Annotated in this window: 17 protein-coding genes; 9 read left to right on the top strand and 8 right to left on the bottom strand. The window is 36.6% G+C overall.

All coding sequences use genetic code 11. The features are described from left to right. The first annotated feature begins 422 nt into the window (after positions 1 to 422). Positions 423 to 2,252, top strand: a complete 1,830-nt coding sequence (locus A3Q34_RS01635; protein ID WP_070373774.1) for a monovalent cation:proton antiporter-2 (CPA2) family protein — start codon at positions 423 to 425, stop codon at positions 2,250 to 2,252. Positions 2,253 to 2,356: 104 nt separating this feature from the next. Here the strand turns inward: A3Q34_RS01635 and A3Q34_RS01630 are convergent, their stop codons facing one another. The 5 genes from A3Q34_RS01630 to A3Q34_RS01610 form a co-directional block, all read right to left on the bottom strand. Next, positions 2,357 to 2,911: a carboxymuconolactone decarboxylase family protein gene (locus tag A3Q34_RS01630; protein ID WP_070373773.1), complete on the bottom strand. Its 555-nt coding sequence runs from the start codon at positions 2,909 to 2,911 to the stop codon at positions 2,357 to 2,359. Positions 2,912 to 3,352: 441 nt separating this feature from the next. Next, the gene (locus A3Q34_RS01625) at positions 3,353 to 3,955 is read right to left on the bottom strand and encodes a TetR/AcrR family transcriptional regulator (RefSeq protein WP_157470734.1); all 603 of its coding nucleotides are present in this window, start codon (positions 3,953 to 3,955) and stop codon (positions 3,353 to 3,355) included. Between the two features lie 182 nt (positions 3,956 to 4,137). Then, positions 4,138 to 5,373, bottom strand: coding sequence for a M56 family metallopeptidase (locus A3Q34_RS01620; protein ID WP_070373772.1), 1,236 nt, complete (start codon positions 5,371 to 5,373; stop codon positions 4,138 to 4,140). Continuing rightward, complete coding sequence (locus A3Q34_RS01615; protein WP_070373771.1) at positions 5,366 to 5,740, bottom strand: BlaI/MecI/CopY family transcriptional regulator; 375 nt, start codon at positions 5,738 to 5,740, stop codon at positions 5,366 to 5,368. Before A3Q34_RS01615 ends, A3Q34_RS01620 begins: the two co-directional genes overlap by 8 nt. Positions 5,741 to 6,431: 691 nt before the next feature. Continuing rightward, a complete protein-coding gene (locus tag A3Q34_RS01610) occupies positions 6,432 to 8,501 on the bottom strand; it encodes an MFS transporter (protein ID WP_083277854.1) in 2,070 nt (689 codons plus the stop codon). 486 nt (positions 8,502 to 8,987) lie between these two features. Between A3Q34_RS01610 and ribA the strand changes: the two genes are divergently transcribed. Further along, positions 8,988 to 9,584 carry a GTP cyclohydrolase II RibA gene (ribA, locus tag A3Q34_RS01605; protein WP_070373770.1) on the top strand — a complete coding sequence of 199 codons (597 nt, stop codon included), beginning with the start codon at positions 8,988 to 8,990 and terminating at the stop codon, positions 9,582 to 9,584. A gap of 375 nt (positions 9,585 to 9,959) precedes the next feature. Beyond that, a complete protein-coding gene (locus A3Q34_RS01600) occupies positions 9,960 to 10,337 on the top strand; it encodes an RNA-binding S4 domain-containing protein (protein WP_070373769.1) in 378 nt (125 codons plus the stop codon). Between the two features lie 450 nt (positions 10,338 to 10,787). On the opposite strand, the gene A3Q34_RS01595 is transcribed toward A3Q34_RS01600, so the two are convergent. After that, positions 10,788 to 11,819 carry a LacI family DNA-binding transcriptional regulator gene (locus A3Q34_RS01595; RefSeq protein ID WP_070373768.1) on the bottom strand — a complete coding sequence of 344 codons (1,032 nt, stop codon included), beginning with the start codon at positions 11,817 to 11,819 and terminating at the stop codon, positions 10,788 to 10,790. Positions 11,820 to 11,915: 96 nt separating this feature from the next. Beyond that, entirely contained in the window at positions 11,916 to 13,391 is a 1,476-nt protein-coding gene (gene gtfA / locus A3Q34_RS01590; protein WP_070373767.1) for a sucrose phosphorylase, read from the bottom strand. Positions 13,392 to 13,571: 180 nt separating this feature from the next. On the opposite strand from gtfA, the gene A3Q34_RS01585 reads away from it, so the two are divergent. From A3Q34_RS01585 to A3Q34_RS21015, 6 genes are all read left to right on the top strand, one after another. Beyond that, positions 13,572 to 14,801, top strand: a complete 1,230-nt coding sequence (locus tag A3Q34_RS01585; RefSeq protein WP_070373766.1) for an MFS transporter — start codon at positions 13,572 to 13,574, stop codon at positions 14,799 to 14,801. Positions 14,802 to 14,968: 167 nt separating this feature from the next. After that, complete coding sequence (locus A3Q34_RS01580) at positions 14,969 to 17,392, top strand: TonB-dependent receptor domain-containing protein (RefSeq protein ID WP_070373765.1); 2,424 nt, start codon at positions 14,969 to 14,971, stop codon at positions 17,390 to 17,392. A 67-nt stretch (positions 17,393 to 17,459) separates the two neighbouring features. Continuing rightward, entirely contained in the window at positions 17,460 to 18,416 is a 957-nt protein-coding gene (locus A3Q34_RS01575) for a carbohydrate kinase family protein (RefSeq protein WP_070373764.1), read from the top strand. Between the two features lie 38 nt (positions 18,417 to 18,454). Continuing rightward, entirely contained in the window at positions 18,455 to 20,107 is a 1,653-nt protein-coding gene (pgi, locus tag A3Q34_RS01570; RefSeq protein ID WP_070373763.1) for a glucose-6-phosphate isomerase, read from the top strand. A 127-nt stretch (positions 20,108 to 20,234) separates the two neighbouring features. After that, on the top strand, positions 20,235 to 20,660 hold the full coding sequence (locus A3Q34_RS01565; RefSeq protein WP_269447197.1) for a phosphatase domain-containing protein: 426 nt from the start codon (positions 20,235 to 20,237) through the stop codon (positions 20,658 to 20,660). A gap of 992 nt (positions 20,661 to 21,652) precedes the next feature. After that, a complete protein-coding gene (locus A3Q34_RS21015; protein WP_070373761.1) occupies positions 21,653 to 22,123 on the top strand; it encodes a prepilin-type N-terminal cleavage/methylation domain-containing protein in 471 nt (156 codons plus the stop codon). A 244-nt stretch (positions 22,124 to 22,367) separates the two neighbouring features. Here the strand turns inward: A3Q34_RS21015 and A3Q34_RS01550 are convergent, their stop codons facing one another. Further along, entirely contained in the window at positions 22,368 to 23,348 is a 981-nt protein-coding gene (locus A3Q34_RS01550) for a transposase (protein WP_070373760.1), read from the bottom strand. Positions 23,349 to 23,455: the final 107 nt, after the last annotated feature.

The raw sequence follows: 23,455 nt of genomic DNA, 5'->3' as shown, positions 1-23,455 counted from the left end.
CAGTAAAACTAAATGTTACTGTTAGTGCGATACAAGAGCTTCACCATGAAGTAAACCAATATATGCCGAGCAACATTGTCTAATAACGTTGCTAACGGTATACATAGATGATCATATTTGCATTATTGACGCTTGAATTCCTTCACATAATGCACTGTTTTTTTGATAAGCGGGCAACTTTAGTCTCTCCAGTCGAGACTGAGGGATAAGTTACTATGGTGATGTCATACACTCGTTATTTACGCTATTAGTGCTGTTATCGTCATCATTAAACATCAGGTGACAATTTTACTTCTCGCCTATAACTCTGCACTAGACTATCGCATCGGCTTTAAAATATTGATAAAATACGTATAACTTAGGCGACTAATCCTCAAGTTTAACTATTCAATAACGCCCTAGTGAAAGGAGTACATGTAAAGATGTTAGAAATAGCGGTTATATACTTAGTTGCAGCACTTGTTGCAGTGCCAGTGGCAAAGAGACTCGGCTTAGGTTCTGTTTTAGGTTATCTGTTAGCGGGAATTTTAATTAGCCCTAACTTACTCGGCTTGGTTGGCGATCAAACCAGTGTTATGCATTTTGCAGAGTTTGGTGTTGTGATGATGCTATTTTTAGTTGGCCTAGAATTACAACCAGCCAGACTATGGAAATTGCGTCACTCTATTTTAGGCCTAGGCGGCTTACAAGTTATAGCAACAACCACGCTTATTTTTGCACTTTGTTTTTATCTATTCAGCTTGCCTTGGCAAACATCGTTAGCAATAGGGTTGATGTTGGCATTGTCTTCAACGGCGATTGTTTTGCAGACATTGACAGAGAAGGGTTGGATCAAGCAAGACGCGGGGCAAAATGCTTTTTCGGTACTCCTGTTCCAAGATATTGCGGTAATCCCTATTCTTGCGATATTACCACTCCTTGCCTTTCAAGACTTAAGTGCAGCAAAGTCTTCTGGCCATAGTTTGATTGCTCACTTACCCGTTTACGGTCAAGTGGGGATTTCTCTTGCAGTTATTGCAGCCATTATTTTAGCGGGCAAATACATCTCATCGCCATTATTTCGTTACATTGCTGAAACAAGGTTACGTGAAATTTTTACCATTGCGGCATTACTATTAGTTATTGCCATTGCACTGATTATGGAAAAAATAGGTTTGTCTCCTGCGTTAGGTACATTCTTAGCGGGTGTTGTACTAGCTGAAAGCGAGTTTAGGCATGAATTAGAGGCTGATATTGAACCCTTTAAAGGATTATTGCTTGGTTTATTCTTTATAACCGTAGGTGCTTCGATAGACTTTCCTCTTCTTTTTGATAAAATTACCTTCGTTACGCTAACGGTATTAGCCCTTATAACGATTAAAGCACTGGTTCTTTTTGTGTTGGCACATTTTTTTAAGATGAAAGGCAGTCAAAAGATACTGTTCACTTTAGCTTTAGCACAAGGAGGTGAATTTGCGTTTGTTTTACTTTCATTAACAACTAATCTACTTATTACCACACCAGAACAGACTAAGTTAATTACACTTATCGTTGCTATATCAATGCTTTGTGCACCATTATTATTGATTCTATATGAGAAGGCATTGGCGAGGAAAACTTCTGCCACACCTGAATTTGATGCGATAAAAGACCTCGAACCCACAAAAAATGTCATTATTGCTGGTTATGGACGTTTTGGCCAAATTATAGGACGTTTATTAACGGCTCAAGGCTATCATTTGTCGATTCTTGATCACAGTGCCAGCCAAATAGACTTACTCAGACGTTTTGGTAATAAAGTTTTTTATGGTGATGCCGCTCGACAAGATTTATTAGCAGCTGCAGGGGCCCAAGATGCAAAAATGCTGGTTATTGCTGTAGACGAGCCCGATAAAACATTAGATATTATTAAACTGGCTCATAAGCACTATCCTCATTTAAAAATTCTGGCACGCGCTGTTGACCGACGACACGCTTATCAAATTATGCAGCTTGGGGTAACAAGTCTTAAACGAGAAACTTTTGACTCTGCCGTTAATTTTGGTATTGAAGCATTGGTGTTACTTGGCAACGATCCGGTTGAATCCGCTAGAGCAGGAGAACTTTTTGCCGAACATGACACTGAGTCAATGACAATTTTGGCTGATAAATGGGGTGATGATAAAAGTTATGGGGTAGCGGTTAAACAACGTAGCGAAGATTTGAAACAAGTATTACAAAACGATAAAATTGAGCAAAATAAACTAAAAACTTGTCAAAAAAACAATAAGTAAAAGTGCTAATAAATCGATATTATTAGCACGTTATTAATGTATTTAGCATTTATTTGGGGAATGGTCAGTAGGATAATTAACTTAGCTATTCCCCCTAGCGCTACTTATGCATTTTTCTGCCATGCAAATTCTTTGAATGGGGCGTCTGTTGGCGTACTCGCAATGTGATTGGTATAGTTACTGATCACTTTTTGAGACAGGCCTAATATTATTTCTAATATTTGCTGTTCGCCATACCCAGCTTCTTTAAAACTCGCTAATTCTGTATCACTAACATGTCCGCGATTACGAACAATAGTCAAGGTCATATCTTGAAGTGCTTGTAACTTCGCGTTTGGCATTGGTGATTGATTACGCAAAGCCTCAGTAATTGCAGCATCAACTTTCATTGAATGAGCAATAGCCGTGTGTGCTGGTACACAGTAATTACAGCCGTGCTCAACATTTATTGTTTGCCAAACAACAGTTAATTCTTCTGCATCAAATGAGGTATTTGTAAATAGCTCATGAAGTTTTTGATATGCTTCAAGAAGTTGTGGTGAGCTAGCGAGTACACCATGTAAATTTGGTAACATGCCAAAAGCTTTAACTGAGCCTTCTAAAAGTGTCTTACTTGCTTGTGGAGCAGATTCAATCGTATGTATTGTTAAAGTTGTCATTTTACTTTCCTTATCATTAATTTAATTTAATTTAATTTAATTTAATTTAATTTAATTTAATTTAATTTAATTTTATTTTATTGATCAGATTAAAAATTCACGGTGAATAAGTACTTCACGTCTATGGTGCTTATTTAAAAAATGTACCGATCGGTATATCTTGATTTTTGTATTGTACCGATCGGTACATTAAAGTCAATCGTAATTAATGAAATAAATTTTATCTATTTAAAGGTCTAGAGGTTTAAGCCATGCTAAAGAGTAAACAATGTGTTTATGTATGCTGATTAACGAAAGGGTAATTAAAAGTGAACTGAAAGTCTTGTCGTGCCTTATTGGGGGAAGGTAAAACTTTAAATGCCCAGACAAATAATGGTAAATAACGCATTATTGTTGGTTGTGTATAGCCTTGATATTTCGTTTTTAAAAAGAGTGACCTCTTTAGTTAACGCCGATACCTTTAAGCATACTGTCTACAGTATATTCTAGTTGTGATTTAGGTACGCCAGAACGAGCCATAGAGGCAGTGCCTTTTAAAAGCGTATATACGCTTAAACTGTTTGCGTCGGCATTTTTATTTAGCCCTAAAGCGATAGCCTCTAAGTCTTGATTAAAAAAATCGACATATAATTGTTTAGGAATCACTTCAGCATCTTTGAGTATCAATTTTGCTTGCTCAGGAATCTCACCACTGACCAGTTCTGATTGACATAAAACTAAGTAGCATCCTTTTGCTTGCTCATCGCTGCATTGCATAGTTACAATTGACATCATATGATTTTTCAAACGATTTTTTAGGGAAATATCAGGTGCAAATAGTAACGCCATATGAGGTTTCATTTTAGTATCAATATAGCACTGTGTGGCTTTAACAAATAAGGCTTCTTTGTTACCAAAAGCACTGTACATACTTGGCTTGTTAATCCCCATCTCTTTTGTTAAATCGGTGAGTGATGCGCCAACATAACCTTTTTGCCAAAAAACATTCATCGCAGCATTTAATGCGGAAGTCTCATCGAAGGATCTTCTTTTACCTTTTATCACAATATTAGCCTGTAAATTTAACTCAACTCATTGTACCTAACGGTACAGGCGCATTCAAGTAGCAAAAAATGGATAAGGTTATGGAAAGATTTACAGCAAAAGTGATTAATTCTACGATCGGGTATACTAATTTAAATGTAAAAAGGCTACCTAGGTAACCTTTTTAAAATATTACGCTAACTTTACTTAGTTATCTGAATACGCTCAATTAAGCTTTCATGTTTTGTATCTTTATTCATTGAAAAATCTAATTGAACTAACGCATTTTTTAACGTGTGGTCACTGACAGAGTATTTCCATTGCTTTAATGCCGTTAAGGCTGCTTGGTCAAATACACCGGCAGGCTTTGAATTTACGACCGCTACATTTTCAACCGCACCATTTGTCATTATATCAAACGTTAGTACTACTGAACCTTCTATATTGTCTTTTGCTGCTTGTTCAGGATAGCTAGGATTAACACGCTGAATAGGCTTAAGCTCAACTGACTTTGAGACTTTATCTCCAATACTTTCCTGTTGGTTTCCTGCGTAACTTAATCCTGAGAGCAGAGTAACGGTGGTAAATATTACGGTAGCCAGTATTAATTTAGAGCTTTTTGGACGAGTTTTTAAATTGTTAATTCGTTCTAAGATCATTTTTTTATCTCCATATTTTTTAAATGATAGTTGAGCAAATGCTAATGAAGGTGTCGACTGAGCCGCCACTAACAGTGCTTTACTATAGTTAATCCTGCTCTCTTTTGGTTTGCGCGCCAGAACGAGTTGATCACAGGAGAGTTCTTGATCTTGACGAAACCTAAAATAGCCGAGCCAAGCAAGAGGGTGAAACCAAAACAACGTTAAGCAAGTCAGCGCAATTAGGTTCCAATAAATGTCATTTCGATCAAAATGACAAATTTCATGTTCAAGAATTAGTTTTTGTTGCTCGGTACTGTAAAGCTCAAAAAAATCTTCTGGAATAATAAGTTTTTGCTGTACCAAACCCACCAACATCGGGCTATAAGTACCTGTACTTTGGTAGAGCAATATATTTGAGGGTAACACTAATGGCACCATAGACTTATTAATAGCGGTGAGCTGAAGGTGTTTGTTAAATATATGATAAGTTAACAAGCCATAAGTTATCATGGCAGCCGCAATAATTAGCCAAATATAGAGAGCCCAAGACATAGAGAGGCTTTGTTTAAGTTCATCAGTTGGAGTTATCAAGTAACGTTTTATTTCAATTATTTTTGATAGGCTACTCTGCTGCCAAGGGAGTGGTAAACAATATATCACCAGCCCTAAGGGCACTATTAACCATAGTAAATAGGTATTACTAGCGCCTAAATAATGTATTAGCCATTTATGTCCAACTAACAATATAGTTAGCAACAATGTTAAGGGCAGTAATAAAGTAAAGAGGTTATCAATCATTGTCTTGCTCCCATTTTGTAATGAGAAGCTTTAATTCATCAATATCTTCTTTCTTCAAATTGTTTTTTTTCGCAAAACCAGCAACTAATGGAGATACTCTTCCTCTGAATAACCGTTCGATAAAACTTTGGCTTTGAACTTCCGTATAAGCATCTCGCTCAAGTAACGGAAAATAAAGATAATGGCGTTCTTGCTTTTCAAAACCAATCGCTTCTTTTTTTACCAGACGATTTATCAGCGTTTTTACTGTTTTATCGTGCCAGGGCTTATGCTTATTAAGTTGTTCAATAATGCTATTTGCTGTAGCAGGGTGTTGAGCCCACAAAGCTTCTAAAACTTCAAATTCTGTATTAGTAATTTCAGGCATATTTAAATATTACAGTTGTAATCGATGTGTTGATATTACACTTGTAATCACAGCTGTCAAGTATCGAGGTGTTAAAGGTATTTATATATTCACTGCTAACCTGGTCTACATGTTTTAGTAGAGAGTAAAATCCCCTAGATATCTGCTGTACTTTAAAGTCACTTTTTCTCGATTGAGATATATGAATACCTAGAAGCTAAGCAAAGTTGGACGATATCAGCCATGGTAAGTGGATTTATAACACAGAATAAAAATAACTAAAGTAACTAAAGTAACTAAAGTGTTGTTATTTTTAGGCGCTTATTTAACTTAAAACACTGATTGGATATAAGGTTTGTATAAATAGAATATTGATATTTATTCTTTGTAGCTAGGGTTTGTTTAAGAAAAAAAGGGTCATGCTAGGTCGTTATATTTATCTTTATAATTTGATAATTCCAATGAGTTTTCAGTTGTAACTAGTTATCTAGTAAAAATATTATTACATAATAAAGCTTAGTGAATTTCCTAATGCCAACAATGTCAGAGTTGTTGACGTTAAAATAATAACGTCTAGTTTTCGCTTAGTAGACAAAATTATCATTAATTCTTATATTGCTAACGTCAACAATTTTCATTCTAGGCCAATTACTTTTAATGATATTAGAGGTTTTGAGTTATAGCGTAATTGTTACTGCCGATTTATAAAACCTTACGAGGGTTTTTTATCAATAGAAGTGGTTAACTCGCTGTCTTCAATATCATCTGATTCTTGCAATATTTCAAGCATATCCGATGCAACCTCGGGGAAAGAATCGACAAAGGTACCGGCAATTTCTACTGCATGTTCAGGAATACTTTCAACCATATGGTTAACATAGTTATTGGCAGCATTTTCAATGTTTTCTGAGGTCTGTGCTGAGCCAGCTTGTTCACTGTCGATTAAATTCTGTACATAGGCTTCAGCAACATCACTTGATGATTCAGGTAGTGAATCTGATACCGTAAAGGCAAGCTCTGCTGATTGATCAGGAGCAACATCCGTTAATCGATTATAAAGCTCAGTCGCTGTATTTTCTGAGACAGCCGCTATTCTATCTATCGGTCGCATTGCATCTAAAGAATCTGATAAATTTGTCATGTATTCTTTGGTCATTTCTAGAAGTTCACTTGGGTAGTCTTCGGCCATGTTTTCAGCGGCGAGTTCCATGACATTAATACCGTCGTCAGGCATTGTATTCGCAATAGCAACAATAATATTAGTGAATTGGTCAGGGTACTCAGAGGTTATCCAATCAACCAATTGATTGGCTTTTTCAGGGCAAGCATTTGTTAATGCTTGAGCAATATGAATACTCATTTGTGGTGCTGCCGAGGTTATTGCCGCATAAAGTTTACTAATGTCTATCGTGTCTATAGTACTTAATGCTGCGGCTAGATTTGAAGCATTTTTGGGGTCTCGAAGCACTAGCGCTTTAACCATGTTAACAGCCGCTGATGGGTTTTTACTTGCGAGGCTAATGGCAACTTCTACTTCTGGCGTTGTTTCAAATTGTGCCTCTGCATATTGTGTACGAGGATCGAGTTCCGATACTACACCGCTGGGTGTTTGCATAACAAAGCTTTCTTGTTCATCAAGCGGTAACGCTTTTCTTAGTTTCATTCGAATACTGATAAATAGTAACAGTGTTATCGCAACGACATTCATAAAACTAAACAAGGCACTACTACCGAAAGTGTCCATTACCATAGAGGCTAGGTAGGGGCCTAAAATGCTGCCCAATGCATAGATCAATAATAACGAACTCATTGCAGATAAAATTTGTTCTTTTAATACTTTATCAAAAGTCTCTGACATACTCATTGGATAAAGGCAGGCAACTAATCCCGTAATCAGTGCTACGGCCAACAAGGTGAGTTTGAACATATCTGAGGAAATAAGAAAAGGCACTAATAAACATAATACAATGAGTGTTGCGACCATACAGAGCATAACTTTTCGACGGTCAAAGTGATCTGATAAGTAGGCGATAGGGAACTGCAAAATGATCGCCCCAGAAATGGCTGTGCCCATAAATATGGATAAATCTAAACCGGCAATACCGTTGTTACTGGCAAAAATAGGCAGCATATTAATTAAAGCCGCATAGAGGACTCCACAGTAAAAGCAACTGACCACACCTAAAGGAGATAACTTGAAAACAGTCATTAAAGACATTGATTGACTGTCTTCAATTTGTGGTCCTTGTTGCTTACTAATCACGATAGGTGTGATAGACAAGCTAAATAAAATGCCGCAGATAACAAATAAAGTAATGTCATCAATAGGAGCGACATTTAATAAGAACTGACCAGAAAATAGTGCCGTCATTATCATCATCTGATTAATTGATAGTATGCGTCCTCTATTTTTTTCTGTGGCGCTGTGGCTTAACCAACTATCCAGTGTGGCATTGGTACAAACAATACAAAAGCCAGTGACAATTCTCATACACGCAAGCATTAATGGTTCTGGATACAGGCCTGATAGCAAAATAGCGACGGAAGTTAAGCTACCACACATCGCGAATATTCTTATGTGCCCAACACGTTGTAATAACATACGGCTATAATATGCACCCAACAAAAAACCCACAGACAACATCGATAACACTAAACCAATATTGTTCATGCTCATTCCATCGCTCTGCATGCGCACAGGCAATAAAATATTACTGAGTCCATAGCCTAGCATTAACAAGAAGCCACTTATTAATACTAAAATAAAGGGTCTGAGGGTCATTATCACAAGGAATACTCTTATCTATTTAGCGGAACGCTTTAACGGTTTAAATGAACGTCATATTATTTAAAATTAAATAACGAAACGTTCAACTATAAATTATCGATGTTACTTCAAAGTAACTCACAGATGCTTAGTATACCAAGCGCATATTAGGGTTTACAGTGGAATAAGAAAAACAGATGACTAAAGTGAGTCTGTTCGTTCAAAATTCAATCGTTACCTTTTAAATCCCACGGTTATCTCAATATTTAACAGCAGTAATGACTTCTACACTTCGTTATAGTAAATATTTCAAGGTTAACTTATTAGCCGTATTAATCGATTATTGTTAATATACGCAGTGAATTCCTAACAGATTGGACTATTTAAGCCAAAAAGTTGATTAACACTTGAAAGCTAGATAAATATCTCAATATGAATGTAACGAGTGGTAATATTTAAGGGGCTAATAACAGCGCCTTTGCTAATTTAATAAAGAAACCCATGAATAAAATACGTGCAAGAATTAATCTAAAAGTTGGATTACACAGTGATATCGACGCAGAAATCGCGACCTTTACAATGTTTGATGAAAACCATGAGCACATAGCGTTAATTTTTCAACAGGCCGATAAAGATCAGCAAGTACCACTAGTTCGTATGCATTCAGAATGTTTAACCGGAGATGTATTCCACTCTTCACGTTGTGATTGCGGAGAGCAGTTAGATGAAACTATCAACTTGATGAAAGAGCAGGGCGGAATTATTCTTTACCTTCGCCAAGAAGGTCGCGGCATTGGTTTATACAATAAATTAGATGCCTACGTATTACAAAGCCAAGGCATGGATACCTATCAAGCTAATAAGCACTTAGGTTTTGCAGAAGATGCCCGTAGTTTTGAAGATGCAGTGACTATGCTGCAAGCCTTAGCCGTTACAGATTTACGTTTGATCACTAATAATCCTAAAAAAATAAATGCTTTAAAAGATTATTTTAATATTGTCGAACAAGTGAATACGAGTTTGCATTTAAAAGATGATAATAACAATTATTTACGCACAAAAAAAAATCACGGTAAGCATGATTTAAAAATTGATTAAATAGTTAATCTTTAATTTCAAACCTATAAAAGTCCAACGGTACTTATGTATCCGTTGGATTTTTCTCTAAAGCATTGTATTAAATGCTTTAGCAGTCGATGGACTAAATCACTTTTAAGTAGTGCATTTAGCTAAATTCGTTATTCACTAACTAACTCAGTAGTATTAATTGTTAATAAGGAAGAGTTTTTTTGATGTATAACCCGATAGTGGATTAAAAGGGAATAGGTAAATTTTAAGGTATTGCTACATTAAGTATTTACTGGCTATGCTAGCTTAACAATGCCCAGTGTCCTTAATATAATTCTTATTCAATAGCGGTTATATATGTTAGAATTCGACGATATTATTATTTAAAATTATTAGGCGTATTTCATGTCTGAACACACTATTATCGACATTTGTGTTGAACCTATAGAACTATGTAAATTACTCAAAATTGCCAATATGGTTGGTGGCGGCGGTGAAGCTAAAACCATGATCAGTGAAGGTAATGTTTTAGTAAATAATGAAGTTTCCGTTCAAAAGCGTAAAAAAATTCGCCGCGGCGATATTATCGAATATAACGGTAAAATTATTGAGGTCGCTTATAACCCGACTAAGAAATCAGCAGAGTTTATCAATTCTGTCGTTTCAGTAAGTCAGAATTCAAAAAAGAAAAAAAGAGCAAGAAGTAAAGCACCGGTTATTGCATCTGAATCTGTTACAAAACCATCGAGTGAGCGCCCAAAAAGAAAGTCTACAGCACTTTAATTTTTTTAAATTTCCTCCAAATTGAAAATAAATCGCAAATTTTTCATTGGGGGAAATTCCATTTACAGTTACTTCAAGAAGTGCCATTAATATTTTAGGGGATAAAACCTGGTAAAGCTACGGTTCATGTGTCCCAAACGTTAGCCCAGCTTACAATGAGCAATTAAGAAATCAGTTTTAATGACTTCTTGGTAAGCTAACCGGAAGTAAACTTGCTAATGTTCCTAAGGTCAGTTTCAAGCTGATTACTGCAATTTAACTTAAAAACTCACATCAATTTACAACTGAAATTTTGCCTAACATTTTTGCATGGCGTTAGGTCTACGGCACTTTCGACCTATGCGAGATAGAGCTAAGAATGACTTTCACCATAAAAATGCGATATAGCTAAAAATAATTGATTAGTTATCTGATTATAGTCATTAACGGTTATAAAAGGTGCCCTTGAGTTTAACAACTCCCTCCATGCTCTATATGAAAAGGAATTAATACAGAATCAGTCGCTCTATTGATAAAAAGTTCTGCAGCTTTGACACCCTTTTTTTCACTATTTTGATGCACTGTTGTTAAGGGCGGAGTAGAACGAAGAGCTTCATCGATACCGTCAAAACCAACCACTCTTATATCTTCAGGAATATTAAGTCCCATAGCGTTAATTTCTTTTATGGCAGCTAAAGCAATAAGATCACTCATACAAAGTAAAACATTTGGCCGAGGCGTTGATGTTAACGCTTCTCTAGCAGCAATTAAGGCAGAATGATGCTTACTTTCAGGTATGTTCCACACTCTATCAGCTCTGAGGTTAACATCTAACTCCTTGATTGCTCTTTGATAACCACTTAAGCGTTGATGAGCAATTGAACATTTAAAGTCTGAACTTGGTAAATCGTAAACACGACAAGTTACATTAGAATCGAGTAATCTCAAGCCAAGAATAGCTATGGCGTCATCTGTTGACTTTATTGCAAGTTTCGCTATTTCATAAGCGGCTTGTTCATTGTCAATACCTACAGATGCTTTACGATCTATATCAAAATCTGCGGTAACAACTTTTTTTGTTGTCGTTCTTAATTGGTCAATTAACTTTGTATTACGTGGACTACCGTAACAAATAAAGCCATCAACAAAATCAGATACCGCGTTGATATTCTCAGAAGTGCCAGAAAACAATAACAAATTGACTTTACTTTTTTCTAAAACCGATGAAACACCTTTTACAAAATTACTCGCCACCGGATCTGTTATCATGTATTCAACACTGTCAGGTAGCACCAAAGCAACGATATTAAAGCGACCATTTCTTAACGATTGAGCCGCTTTGTTAGGTCCTGAATAACCCATTTTTTCACATGACTCAAGAATATCATCTCTACGCTTTTTAGAGAGTTGATCGGGTCTGTTAAATGCATTAGAGACTGTTGCATTTGAAACACCAAGTTCTTTAGCAACACTTTTAAGCGTCCAAACTTTTTTATCTGTCATGATGACCTTTTTGATTACCTTAAAATTTCAGCAGTTTATAATGTTCGCCATAGTATACTTAGTTCTATTATAAACTGAATATTAATTCATGAGCTTTCAGCTTAAATTAAGCAACATATTTAAACTAATAATGCGTGTGCTATTGTTTTCTATGATCTCAATTTGTGCGTGTCTGTCAGCTAAATCGACGATTAGCGTTGTACTGTCATCATCTTTTTGCCACTTCATTTCTAATGTTGAAACATTACTACTAACGGTAAATTCACCATTAAAAGCTTCAGTGTTATTACGTAATTTAATGAGACTAATTATTGCTTTGGTATAAGGCTTATTTAATGCTTGTTCAATGCGCTCATTATTTAGATAAGGGCGATTTATGTCTCGGCCAACATTTGTTTTAGATAATAATGTAATATCATTACCTTCAGCCAGTAAACCAGCGTAATACACCTGTGGTATGCCTGGTGAGAAGAATTGAATCGCTCTGGCAACTAAATAATCAAAATCATTTTGCCCAAGTGCATCATAGTATGTACAATTTACTTGATATATATCTACATTACTTGCCGCAGCTCCCGTTGCCTTTTTACTTTCGCCAGCACTATTAAAATGAATTGTTTCAACAAGGTTATCGATTTCAACATCATCCAACAAACCAGCCTTACCATTCATTGGGCCAACATCAATAATACCAATGCCATCATGAGTATCCAACACAGTAATACAATTTCTTGGTGATATGTCTAGCCACTTAGCTAATGCGGTGAAGTTCTGACTAAAAATACTGTGTAAAACCAGAGGAGGTAATGCAAAATCATAAACTCGGTCAACGCGTTTAGCTATTTCTATTTGAGTTTGATAATAGGAATGGATCTCTACAAGGGTTTCAATCCCCAGTTTATTAGCGATACTACTTAGCTCATCAATAAATTCAAAAGTTTCGTCAAGCATGAAACAACTTGTTCCTGCTTTTTTCAGTGCGTAACCTGCGGCATCTAAACGGATCATTTTAATATTATTTTCAGAAAATGTTGTTAAAATACGTTTTAAATAGGCTTTCCCTATCTCAGATGTCACATCTATATCTATTTGATTGTCTGTAAAGGTAGTCCAAAAATCTGCGCTTTCATTATTAGGTAATGAAAAATGAGTAAAACAACTACCAGGCCTAGGTCGATATATTTTTTCTTGTTGTGTAGTATTTAAACCGTTCGGGAAAACTTTTTCTTTGGTTAAAAATAGTTCCCAAAATGGGGATTTTCTACCGTTTTTTAATACATCTTTAAATTCTTCAGATTGGGCTGACATATGATTTACGATAAGATCAGCCATCAACTCATGATTTTTACCCAGCTCTTTTATATCATCCCAATTGCCAAGCCTGCTATCGACTTGGGTATGATCTATAGGGTCGAAACCAGCATCACTACCATCTATTGGATAATAAAAGGGTAACAAATGAACACCGGAAAACAAATCTGAAAGTTGCTCATTTAACAAGTTGGTTAATGACTGGGTATCTGCTCCAGTGAGTCTATCAATGTAGGTGATTAGCTGAACATTATTTTTCATAAGTTTACCATTTAATTTTAAGTTGCATCTTAATCGATTAAGTTCTATCTTTATATACAATATAGTATTAATCAAGAATAATTTAATTTTTCTTTAAGATGCTAAGACAAAATAACTAAATAGCGATAATTTTTTTTAGCTATCATTAACATAAAAAGTTTTATTAACTGGGGAAGAATAATGAACCAAACGAATAACTTAACACTAGGCCCACAACTATCTGAAGATGCGTCGGTAAATAGAATTAAACTTCTGACATATATGATGTTTTTTGTTTTTGCGATGACCTCGGATGCAGTAGGGGTTATCATTCCACAATTAATAGAAACCTATCAATTAAATTTAACACAAGCGAGTGCATTTCATTATGTGCCCATGATTTTCATTGCATTGAGTGGTTTGTTCTTAGGATACTTGGCCGATAAATGGGGGCGAAAAGCAACGATTGTTATTGGGTTGGCAATTTTCTCTATCGCATGCTTTTTATTTTCCTTAGGTAGTTCTTTCCTGTATTTTTTATCATTACTCGCTCTAATTGGCATCGCTATTGGTTTATTTAAAACAGGTGCGTTAGCGCTTATTGGTGACATCTCTTCGTCAAATAAAGATCATACGTCGACGATGAACAAGGTAGAAGGATTTTTTGGTATAGGTGCTATGGTAGGTCCTGCGATTGTAAGTTACTTACTCGTTGCTGGTATATCTTGGAAGTACTTATACATAAGTGCTGGTGTGTTATGCGCACTACTATGCTTGGCCGCAATGAAAACTAAATACCCAGTTAGCAAACCAAGTACGGAAGGGAAAATAAATTTAAAAAGCTCACTTAAGGTAATGAAAGACCCTTATGCGATGGGATTTTCATTGGCAATAGCGTTATATGTTGCCACAGAAGTTGCCATCTACGTTTGGATGCCAACACTCTTGGCTGATTATACAGGCTCTCTGGTTTGGCTGGCTACATACTCACTCACTATTTTCTTTGCTTTAAGAGCGGGGGGGCGATTTTTAGGAGTATGGATGCTAAAACATTTTAACTGGCAAACAGTGATGTGTTGGTTCTCGTTAGCCGTATTTTTGTGTTATTTAGGCACGGCAATAATGGGTGTTGAAGCAGCAGTTGTACTATTGCCACTTTCAGGTTTATTTATGTCGATGATATATCCGACCCTTAATTCTAAAGGGATCAGTTGTTTTCACCCATCAAAACATGGTGCTGTTGCTGGAGTTATTCTGTTTTTTACCGCTGTTTCTGCCGCAGTATCTCCACTTCTTATGGGCATTATCAGTGATCTGTTTGGTCATGTATCTTATGGCTTTTACTTAGCAACATTCTTTTCAGCTATTCTAGCGTTAGCTGCTATTTATAACCTGATAGCAGATCCCACTCAGCATAATCCTCAAAACTAAATCTTATTATTTATCAGTAGATTAATAAAAAAACAAAATTGAATATAAAAAATAACTTGCAAAATGATTGCATCTTACACAATAATCAACTTAATCGATTAAGTTGGTCGTTTTAGCAGAAATATTTTAAAATATAAAACATACTATAAAAAAACTTGGGGAAGTAAATGAAACATACAACATATAAAAAATTAATATTAAGTACATTAGCCATGGCTATATGCTCGAGCTTAAGTGCAGCGGAAACAACCAAAACGAAAGTAGAAAATAAAAAAGGCATCGATTTTGAGCGAATCGTAGTAACAGGTGCCACGGGTAAAGGCACAACAGTGATGGCATCAAGCGTTTCAGTAAGTACTATCTCTGGTGATCAAATAGAAGTAGCAGCACCAAGAAGTAGTGCAGAGGCATTTAGAAATATCCCCGGGGTTCGTGCTGAAGCATCAGGTGGCGACGGTAACGCTAACCTTGCGGTTCGCGGTCTTCCTGTAGCAGCAGGTGGCGCTAAATTCATGCAAATTCAAGAAGATGGTTTACCTATTCTACAATTTGGTGATATCGCTTTTGGTAACACAGATATTTTCTTACGCATAGATTCTACAATGGCTTCTATTGATGCTATTCGTGGTGGCTCTGCATCTACACTTGCTACAAATGCTCCTGGCGGCATAATCAATATCGTTAGCAAAAATGGTAAAACTGAAGGAGGTAGTGTAGCTACAACAATCGGTTTAGATTACGACTCTACTCGCACAGATTTTGAATTTGGTGGCGACATTAACGACTCTACCTATTTCCATCTTGGGGGGTTCTACCGTCAAGGTGAAGGTGTACGTGATACTGGTTATACGGGTAATAAAGGCGGCCAAATTAAAGCTAATATAACTAAAGAGTTCGATGCTGGTTACGTAAGACTTTATTTCAAACATTTAGATGATACAACAACCGCTTATTTACCTATGCCTGTTTATGCTGATGGTTCTTCAGTTGAAGGGTTTGATGCTTCAACTGGAACTCCTCACACTCCATATCACACCTCTATGATCACAACAGATGGTGCTGGAAATGGACGTCTTGCTGATATGCGTAATGGCATGAGTCCGAAAGTTGATGCGCTTGGTTTTGAAGCTGTATTTGATTTAGGCAATGACTGGTCTGTTGAAAACAGAATGAGAATTTCTCGCACTAAAGGTAGCTTTACTGGTCCATTCCCTGAAAGTATTCAAGGAAGTCAAGGCTTAGCTGACAGTATAGCGGGTGCTGGTGCAACATTAACTTATGCAAATGGTCCACAAGCAGGTAATGCTTATACTGCTGATAACCTCATGCGTATTCACTCATTTGATGTCGAAATGACTAACCTTGATTTTATGGTTAACGATTTTAAATTAACAAAAATAATGAATGATACGAGTTTTACATTTGGTTTATATAACTCATCTCAAACCATTCAACAATCGTGGTTATGGAATTCTTACTTATATGAAGTGAAAGGCCAAGATGCTGCGCTTGTTGATGTAACTGCCGCTGACGGTACTGAATTTTCTGACAATGGTGTTATTGGATACGGTGTTCCAGCTTGGGGTAACTGTTGTACGCGTAATTACGATCTACAATATGAAGTTTCTGCTCCATACGCAGCGTTTAGCACAAGTTTTGATAACATCAATGTAGACGGTAGTGTTCGCTTTGACAGTGGAACAGCAACGGGGACTTTCGCAGGCGCTGCTCAATCGACAGTTGACATGAACGGTAACGGCAGTATTCATCAAATCGAAACGAGTGTTTCAAATGTAAACAACGCCGATGCTAACAATGTAAATTATGATTGGAGCTACGTGTCTTACTCTTTAGGCGCTAATATTCAAATTAATGACGACTTAGCTGCATTTGGTCGTATCAGCAAGGGGGCTACCGCTAACGCAGACCGCTTGGCTTTTGGTAAAATAGATGCTACTGGTGTTGCAAAAGATGAAGATATTTATGATGAAGTAGATCAATTGGAATTGGGTGTTAAATTCCGTCAAGATAACTTGTCTGTCTTTGCGACAGCGTTCTTTGCACAAACGCAAGAGCAAAATTTTGAAGCAACTAGTCAACGATTTTTTGACCGTGAATATGAATCAAAAGGTATCGAAATTGAATCGACTTACTATGTTGGTAATTTTGATGTACGTGCTAACTTAACGTGGACTGATTCTGAAATAACTAAAGATTTTGTTAACCCAAGCGTTGTTGGTAATACGCCAAGAAGACAAGCCGATGTTGTTTACTCTATAACAGGTCGTTATAACTTCAATGAAGGTTCAGCGGGTGTTAACGTTATTGGTACTTCAGATTCATTTGCTCAAGATAACTTTGACCAAACTGATCCTAACGCACTTATTTTAGACGGTTATGTTCAAGTAAATGCCTTTGCTCAATACCGTCTTTCTGACGCATTTAGTGTTTCCTTAAATATTAACAACGTTTTTGAAACTGTGGGGATCACCGAAGCAGAAGATGCTACAGCTGCTTCTGCCAAAACTATTATCCGTGCAAGATCAATACAAGGTCGTTCAACGACTCTTACGTTTAAATACGAATTTTAATCCTAAATTATAATATTATAAGTATTAACTAGCCCATTTAATATGGGCTTTTTTTCAAGGTAAATCTATGTTTTCTTTAATCAGTTATGGCGAAGTGTTAGTCGATTTTCTGCCAACGTCAGTCAATGACCCAAGTTACATTCCGTTAGCTGGAGGTGCGCCTGCCAATGTCGCAGTAGCTTATGCTAAGTTAGGTGGAGCAGGATACTTTGCTGGAGGTGTTAGCGAAGACAATTTTGGTAACATGCTCATGCAAGCATTAGAAAATGAAGGCGTTAATACCGATTTCGTTAAAAGAATAGTAGGCGCAAATACCGCTTTAGTATTAGTTAGCTTAGACTCTTGTGGTGAGAGAACATTTAATTTCTATCGTCATAATACAGCCGACATGCAATATGGCATCTCTCAAGTTGATAAAATCAACTGGCAAAACATGGGTTTTTTTCACTTTTGTTCAAACACCTTAACTAGCCAGCCAATGTATAGCGATACGCTTTATGCGATAAAAAATGCGAAAAGAAATAAGGTATTAATTAGCTTTGATGTAAATTTACGCCAACAACTTTGGCAAGAATTATCCCTATTGATGTCCCGAGTTGAAGCCTGTATCGAAGAAAGCGATATAGTCAAATTGAGTAAAGACGAAGCCGAATACTTAGCAAAAATAAAGCAAGTTGATGTCGATGTTTATGTACAATATTTACTATTACTTGGCGCTAAACTTATTGTCATCACTGATGGTCCAAACCCTGTTCAAGTAACTTGCGCTAGTTTTTCAATAATGCTTAAAGTACCTAAAGTATCTCCCGTTGATACTACTGGCGCCGGTGATAGCTTTATTTCAGGTTTTCTATTTTCACTCGCCAAATCTGTGGAAAATGATGAAAGTATCGATACATTATATGAAATTATTGAGCAACGTGAATACGTTTCTGTTGCGGTGCTATTTGGCGCTAATTGTGGTGCTTTTACCTGTCAGAAAAAAGGGGCCTTCACGGCATTACCACACTTAACTGATATCTAATATTCGACATAACTTACTCTTACTTACCTAGGACCGACATGCAATCTAGAGAAAATCTTAATAGTTGGCAGCAATTAACCCAACATGCACAACTAATGAAAAATCAGCATATGAAGGACTTATTCGCAAAAGATAGTCAGCGATTTCGTAAGTTTTCAATAAAACTGCCTTCTATACTATTAGATTATTCTAAAAATGCGATCACAGAAGAAACTATTACGCTATTAACCGAACTAGCTAAAGAGTGTGAAGTTGAAAAATGGCGTGAAAAAATGTTCAGTGGTGAACGTATTAACAAAACTGAAGATCGTGCTGTTTTGCATACAGCATTAAGGGATCGTTCTAAAAAACCACTTTGGGTAGATGGTAAAAACATTTCAGAAGATATTGAAAAAACACTAGAACAAGTTAAAAAATTTAGTGATGATATTCGTCAAGGTTTATGGCGAGGATATTCGGGCGAGCGTATCACCGATATAGTAAATATTGGCGTTGGTGGTTCTAATTTGGGACCTCAAATGGTGACTGAGGCATTAAAAAGGTTTAGTGATAACTGCGTTAACGTCCATTATGTGTCGAATGTTGATGGTACTCAAATAGCTGAAGTACTGCGGCCATTAAATCCAGAAAAAGTGCTATTTATTGTGTCGAGTAAAACATTTACCACGACAGAAACCATGTTAAACGCTAAAACAGCGATAAAGTGGCTAACGGCGTCTTCATTTGATCATTCCGTGATTGAAAAACATTTTATCGCCGTTACTGCCAATAAAGAAAACGCCATGAAATATGGCATATCAGCAGCAAACATCTTTAATATGTGGGATTGGGTTGGCGGACGATTTTCATTATGGTCTGCTATCGGCCTTCCTATTGCGATCAATCTTGGTTTTGATCATTTCAAAGCGCTATTAGATGGCGCTTATGAAATGGATTGCCATTTTTGTAATACGCCAATAGAAAAGAATATTCCGGTAATATTAGCATTATTAAGTATATGGAATTGCACTTTTTTAGGCGCGCAATCTCAAGCCATTTTACCTTACGACCAATCCTTACATATGCTATCTGCTTATCTTCAACAAGCTGAGATGGAGAGTAATGGTAAATCGGTTAACTGGGATGGTGAAGCGATCTCTTATCCAACCGTTCCGTCAATATGGGGAGAATTAGGCATTAATGGGCAACATGCTTTTTATCAATATTTACATCAAAGTAATAATATTGTTCCAGCCGACTTTATTGGTTCTGTAGAAAGTGTCACGCCTATTGAAGGGCACCATGAATCCCTCATGTCTAATTTTTTCGCGCAAACTCAAGCGCTAATGCAAGGTGTTAATGAACAACAAGTTAGGGACGATTTAATAGCCAAAGGACGTACACCTAGCTACATCGATAAAGTCGCACCCCATAAAGTTCACAAGGGTAACCGGCCAACCAATACTTTATTAATGAATAAGATTTCGCCCTTTACGCTCGGTAGTTTAATTGCGATTTACGAACATAAAATATTTGTTCAAGGCATTATTTTGCAAATATGCTCTTTTGACCAATGGGGAGTTGAGCTAGGTAAAGGTTTAGCCAGTAGAATAGAAAGTGAGCTTCACAATAACTCTATCGATCTCGCTCACGATAGCTCTACCTGGAATCTTATGATGCATTACGAGGAAGTAAAGAATCGCAGTAGGTAGAATTATAGCTGACAATACTCAAAATAATTATTATGAATAAACATCCTTACTACTCGATAGATATAGAAAATGGTGCACGAATTATTTTAACACCATGCCCTGGAACTCAGGGAGTTGAACTCGAAGTATCAATAAAAACTTAAAGCAAACCGGTGCAATGGTCTTATTGACTCTGATGTTTGATGAAGAGATGACAAGAAACCATATAGAGTTACTGCCAGATTTATGCAAACAATATGATATTACTTGGATACAATTACCTATGGTCGATGATGAGGTGACAAATAAAGCATTTGAAGATAAATGGAAGCAATATCAAGCACTAATATTAGCCACCATTGATAATGGTGGCTGTGTAACAATTCACTGTAAAGGTGGTAAGGGAAGGACCAGATTAGTCGCGGCAATGATGTTAACTTGCCACGGCTGGCCAATTGAAAAGGTCATCAGCTGTATTCAAAAGGTTCGGCCTGAGGCCTTAAAAGTCAAAAAACAATTAGCTTATCTCAGATTTTTCTTAGAACAGAAAGAATGGGACCTTTATAAAAGGTGATTCATTCTATCTTTATTTTAATCTCTGCGGGTTTAATTTTGCGCCGCTTGTGGCGCAAGGAAATTGACATTTAACGAATTACTATGCCACCCATGATAATGCTTTGTAAAGGAAGGACCGGATTAGGACGAATTACTAAGTTATCAAGACACCCATGATAATTCTTTATTACCCCATATCCACATTTATGATTCAATTGAATCAAACAGCTATAAAAGATAGGATAATAAAGTTATCAAGACACCCATGAAAATTTTATTTTTTATCTCTTAGATGAGTTAGGCAGTATCATCCCATATATATCGAGAGCGATAGTAGGTAGTTATGTTTATTATTAGGTATGTACTGGTGATGCTGTATTGTATTTGCATTTATAACTTTTCAAGAAGCAATAGAAGTTTTAATAATTGGTTATTTGATTATATTTCGCCTAGGCAACAAACCAGCATGCTTAAAAATTGTGGAATACAATGGTTGCTACTGGATTTTGAAGGTTCCAAAAATACAGAATCTTTAAAAACTTGTTTTGAAGAGTTTAGCGAAGAAATTTTTAATAGCCCTAGACTTTCAAAAATAACCCTACGCATACGCAATAGTATGAAAGAATGAAAAGGATTAGAACAGTTTAAATCATAACGGTGAACGACCCCTTGTGGCACCCCTAGAGTTGACCTAAAAGCTGGAAAAGATTAGGGTCTTCATAGAGAGAAAAGTTATCAAGACACCTATGATAATTCTTTATTACCTCATATCCACATTTATGATTCAATTGAATCAAACAGCTATAAAAGATAGGATAAGAGAATTAACTTCAAGTAAATATAAGTTATTTTATTTTTATTTAAATAAGTAGGCTGAAAATTATAAAGCCTCGTTACGATTAAAAACTTGTTAGAAGCGATCTTTTTTCGTGCCTCTACTGAAAGGTCTCTTATACACAACTTTCAGGCTGTCATTAATAGTACTTCTTTAATTTTTTGGAATTAATCTATATGAAAAATCAATCTGGTTTCACTCTGATTGAACTTGTAGTGGTTATTGTTATCTTAGGGGTTTTGTCAGCGGTAGCTGTTCCTAAATTTATAAGCATACGAAGTGATGCTCAACAATCCGCAATGGATGAATTAAAGGGCGCCTTAGTGTCAGCTAGCACGCTAGTTAACGCTAAGGCCATAGTTGAAGGACTTGGTAATTTGCAAGATGCAGAACTATCATCAGGAATAAAGATTCATTGGGGGTATCCTTCCAATACACAGACAAACATAAGATTAGTTCTAGATTTCACTGAAGGCGCTGATTGGGAGTTAACTGGTTCATCACCAGTTATTTTTACATTTTTGAGTGATACAGAAGGTATGCTTGCTGATGCTATAAAAGCAGATAATACACTTTGTAAGCTGACCTATAAGCAAGCTAATAAAGGTCAACGACCAGTAATTTCCATTTCAGGTTGCGCCGACTAATTCCCGAAAGCATGTGCAACAGTGAGAATTACTATGCCAGCCATGATAATGCTGCACAATAATAATGCTCTGAAACAATGCTATCCATTGGCCAACAACAATGCATGTATTTCATCTTGTAAGCCTTTGCCTATCGATTTTTATAGATGTTGACTAAATGAGTGAATTTCAGGCAAGTTTACTTTTCCCCCAAGGTAGCCGTGTTTTCTTGTGGTCTTAGTGCTGTTTTTGCATGTAGTTAAGTTTACGCGCTATTCAAACAAGCTTGGGCATTTGCTTTACCGTGTGCTCGCTTTAACCCCACGTGCTCAGTAAATTCACACAAATGCTCTGCGGTGCCGACCGCGCCAGTGAATATACCTTCAAAGTTTGTGGTGAGTTTTAGCCAGCTTTTATCGCTGATGTGAAGTCTTGACAGTATATTTGCGGTTTTGTTATCGATAGCGCCTCGTTTGTCTGCTCTTATTACGCGACCTGTTTCATCTACAAGGGTTAAATAGTCCTTCAAGCTAAAGCGGATACCTGAGGTTTTCTCTTGCTGTTCATGGCCCGTAAAAGGTAATAACCTTGTCGGTTGCTCTCCCATGATGGCTGCCTTGATGCGCAGTTGAATACTGGTAAAATTCGATTGCTCAGGTGTTGGGGCAATGCCAGCACGCACTGGATTTAAATCTACATAAGCCATACAAGCAAGTAATGCCCCTTCATCGAGCAGGGCTTGTGATTTAAAGCGTCCTTCCCAAAAGTGCCCCGTGCATTCATCTTCTTTATTGGCTTGTCGAGCAATAGGCTCGTTTAATGCCCGCATAAACCAACTGATATCGATTAAGCGCTGTTTATAGACCTGTGCTGTTTCTTCAACTATTTCTATTTCGAATGTCGTTAATGATTGCTGTCGCTGATATTGACGGGTTAACAGGGTGCCTTTAAACAACGTATGCCAACGGGACAGTACCTCGAACGTCGTCCAGTTGTTAACTTGTTCACTATCAACATGAAGGACTAAATGTAAGTGATTATTCATGACAGCGTGAGCACAAATATCAATAGCAAAGACTTGAGATAATTTAAAAATACGTTGTTCAATCCAATGACGCCTGTGCTCATAACTGACACCAGTTTCTTTATCAACACCACATAAAAAGGCTTTTCGAACGGTTTGACTGCAAATATGATAATACGGCGTATCAGATAAACTAATTTGTTGTGAACGAGGCTTGGGCATAATAATCACCACACTTATAAGAGGGTAACTTAAGTGTAGTTTATTATTGAAAAAACAAACAAGTTATTATGGGTGGCTTAATTAATGTTTTTTATGAGGAGTACCGA

Source organism: Colwellia sp. PAMC 20917 (genome assembly GCF_001767295.1).
Classification (GTDB): domain Bacteria; phylum Pseudomonadota; class Gammaproteobacteria; order Enterobacterales; family Alteromonadaceae; genus Colwellia_A.
This window is presented reverse-complemented; position numbering and strand designations above follow the sequence as displayed.

Bases quoted from the DNA above. Each gene is read 5' to 3' on its own strand.
- A3Q34_RS01595 (WP_070373768.1), bottom strand. From the start codon at position 11,819: ATGACAGATAAAAAAGTTTGGACGCTTAAAAGTGTTGCTAAAGAACTT.
- A3Q34_RS01630 (WP_070373773.1), bottom strand. From the start codon at position 2,911: ATGACAACTTTAACAATACATACGATTGAATCTGCTCCACAAGCAAGT.
- A3Q34_RS01575 (WP_070373764.1), top strand. From the start codon at position 17,460: ATGTTTTCTTTAATCAGTTATGGCGAAGTGTTAGTCGATTTTCTGCCA.
- A3Q34_RS01585 (WP_070373766.1), top strand. From the start codon at position 13,572: ATGAACCAAACGAATAACTTAACACTAGGCCCACAACTATCTGAAGAT.
- A3Q34_RS01615 (WP_070373771.1), bottom strand. From the start codon at position 5,740: ATGCCTGAAATTACTAATACAGAATTTGAAGTTTTAGAAGCTTTGTGG.
- A3Q34_RS01600 (WP_070373769.1), top strand. From the start codon at position 9,960: ATGTCTGAACACACTATTATCGACATTTGTGTTGAACCTATAGAACTA.
- A3Q34_RS01610 (WP_083277854.1), bottom strand. From the start codon at position 8,501: ATGACCCTCAGACCCTTTATTTTAGTATTAATAAGTGGCTTCTTGTTA.
- A3Q34_RS01580 (WP_070373765.1), top strand. From the start codon at position 14,969: ATGAAACATACAACATATAAAAAATTAATATTAAGTACATTAGCCATG.
- A3Q34_RS01635 (WP_070373774.1), top strand. From the start codon at position 423: ATGTTAGAAATAGCGGTTATATACTTAGTTGCAGCACTTGTTGCAGTG.
- gtfA (WP_070373767.1), bottom strand. From the start codon at position 13,391: ATGAAAAATAATGTTCAGCTAATCACCTACATTGATAGACTCACTGGA.
- pgi (WP_070373763.1), top strand. From the start codon at position 18,455: ATGCAATCTAGAGAAAATCTTAATAGTTGGCAGCAATTAACCCAACAT.
- ribA (WP_070373770.1), top strand. From the start codon at position 8,988: ATGAATAAAATACGTGCAAGAATTAATCTAAAAGTTGGATTACACAGT.
- A3Q34_RS21015 (WP_070373761.1), top strand. From the start codon at position 21,653: ATGAAAAATCAATCTGGTTTCACTCTGATTGAACTTGTAGTGGTTATT.
- A3Q34_RS01550 (WP_070373760.1), bottom strand. From the start codon at position 23,348: ATGCCCAAGCCTCGTTCACAACAAATTAGTTTATCTGATACGCCGTAT.
- A3Q34_RS01620 (WP_070373772.1), bottom strand. From the start codon at position 5,373: ATGATTGATAACCTCTTTACTTTATTACTGCCCTTAACATTGTTGCTA.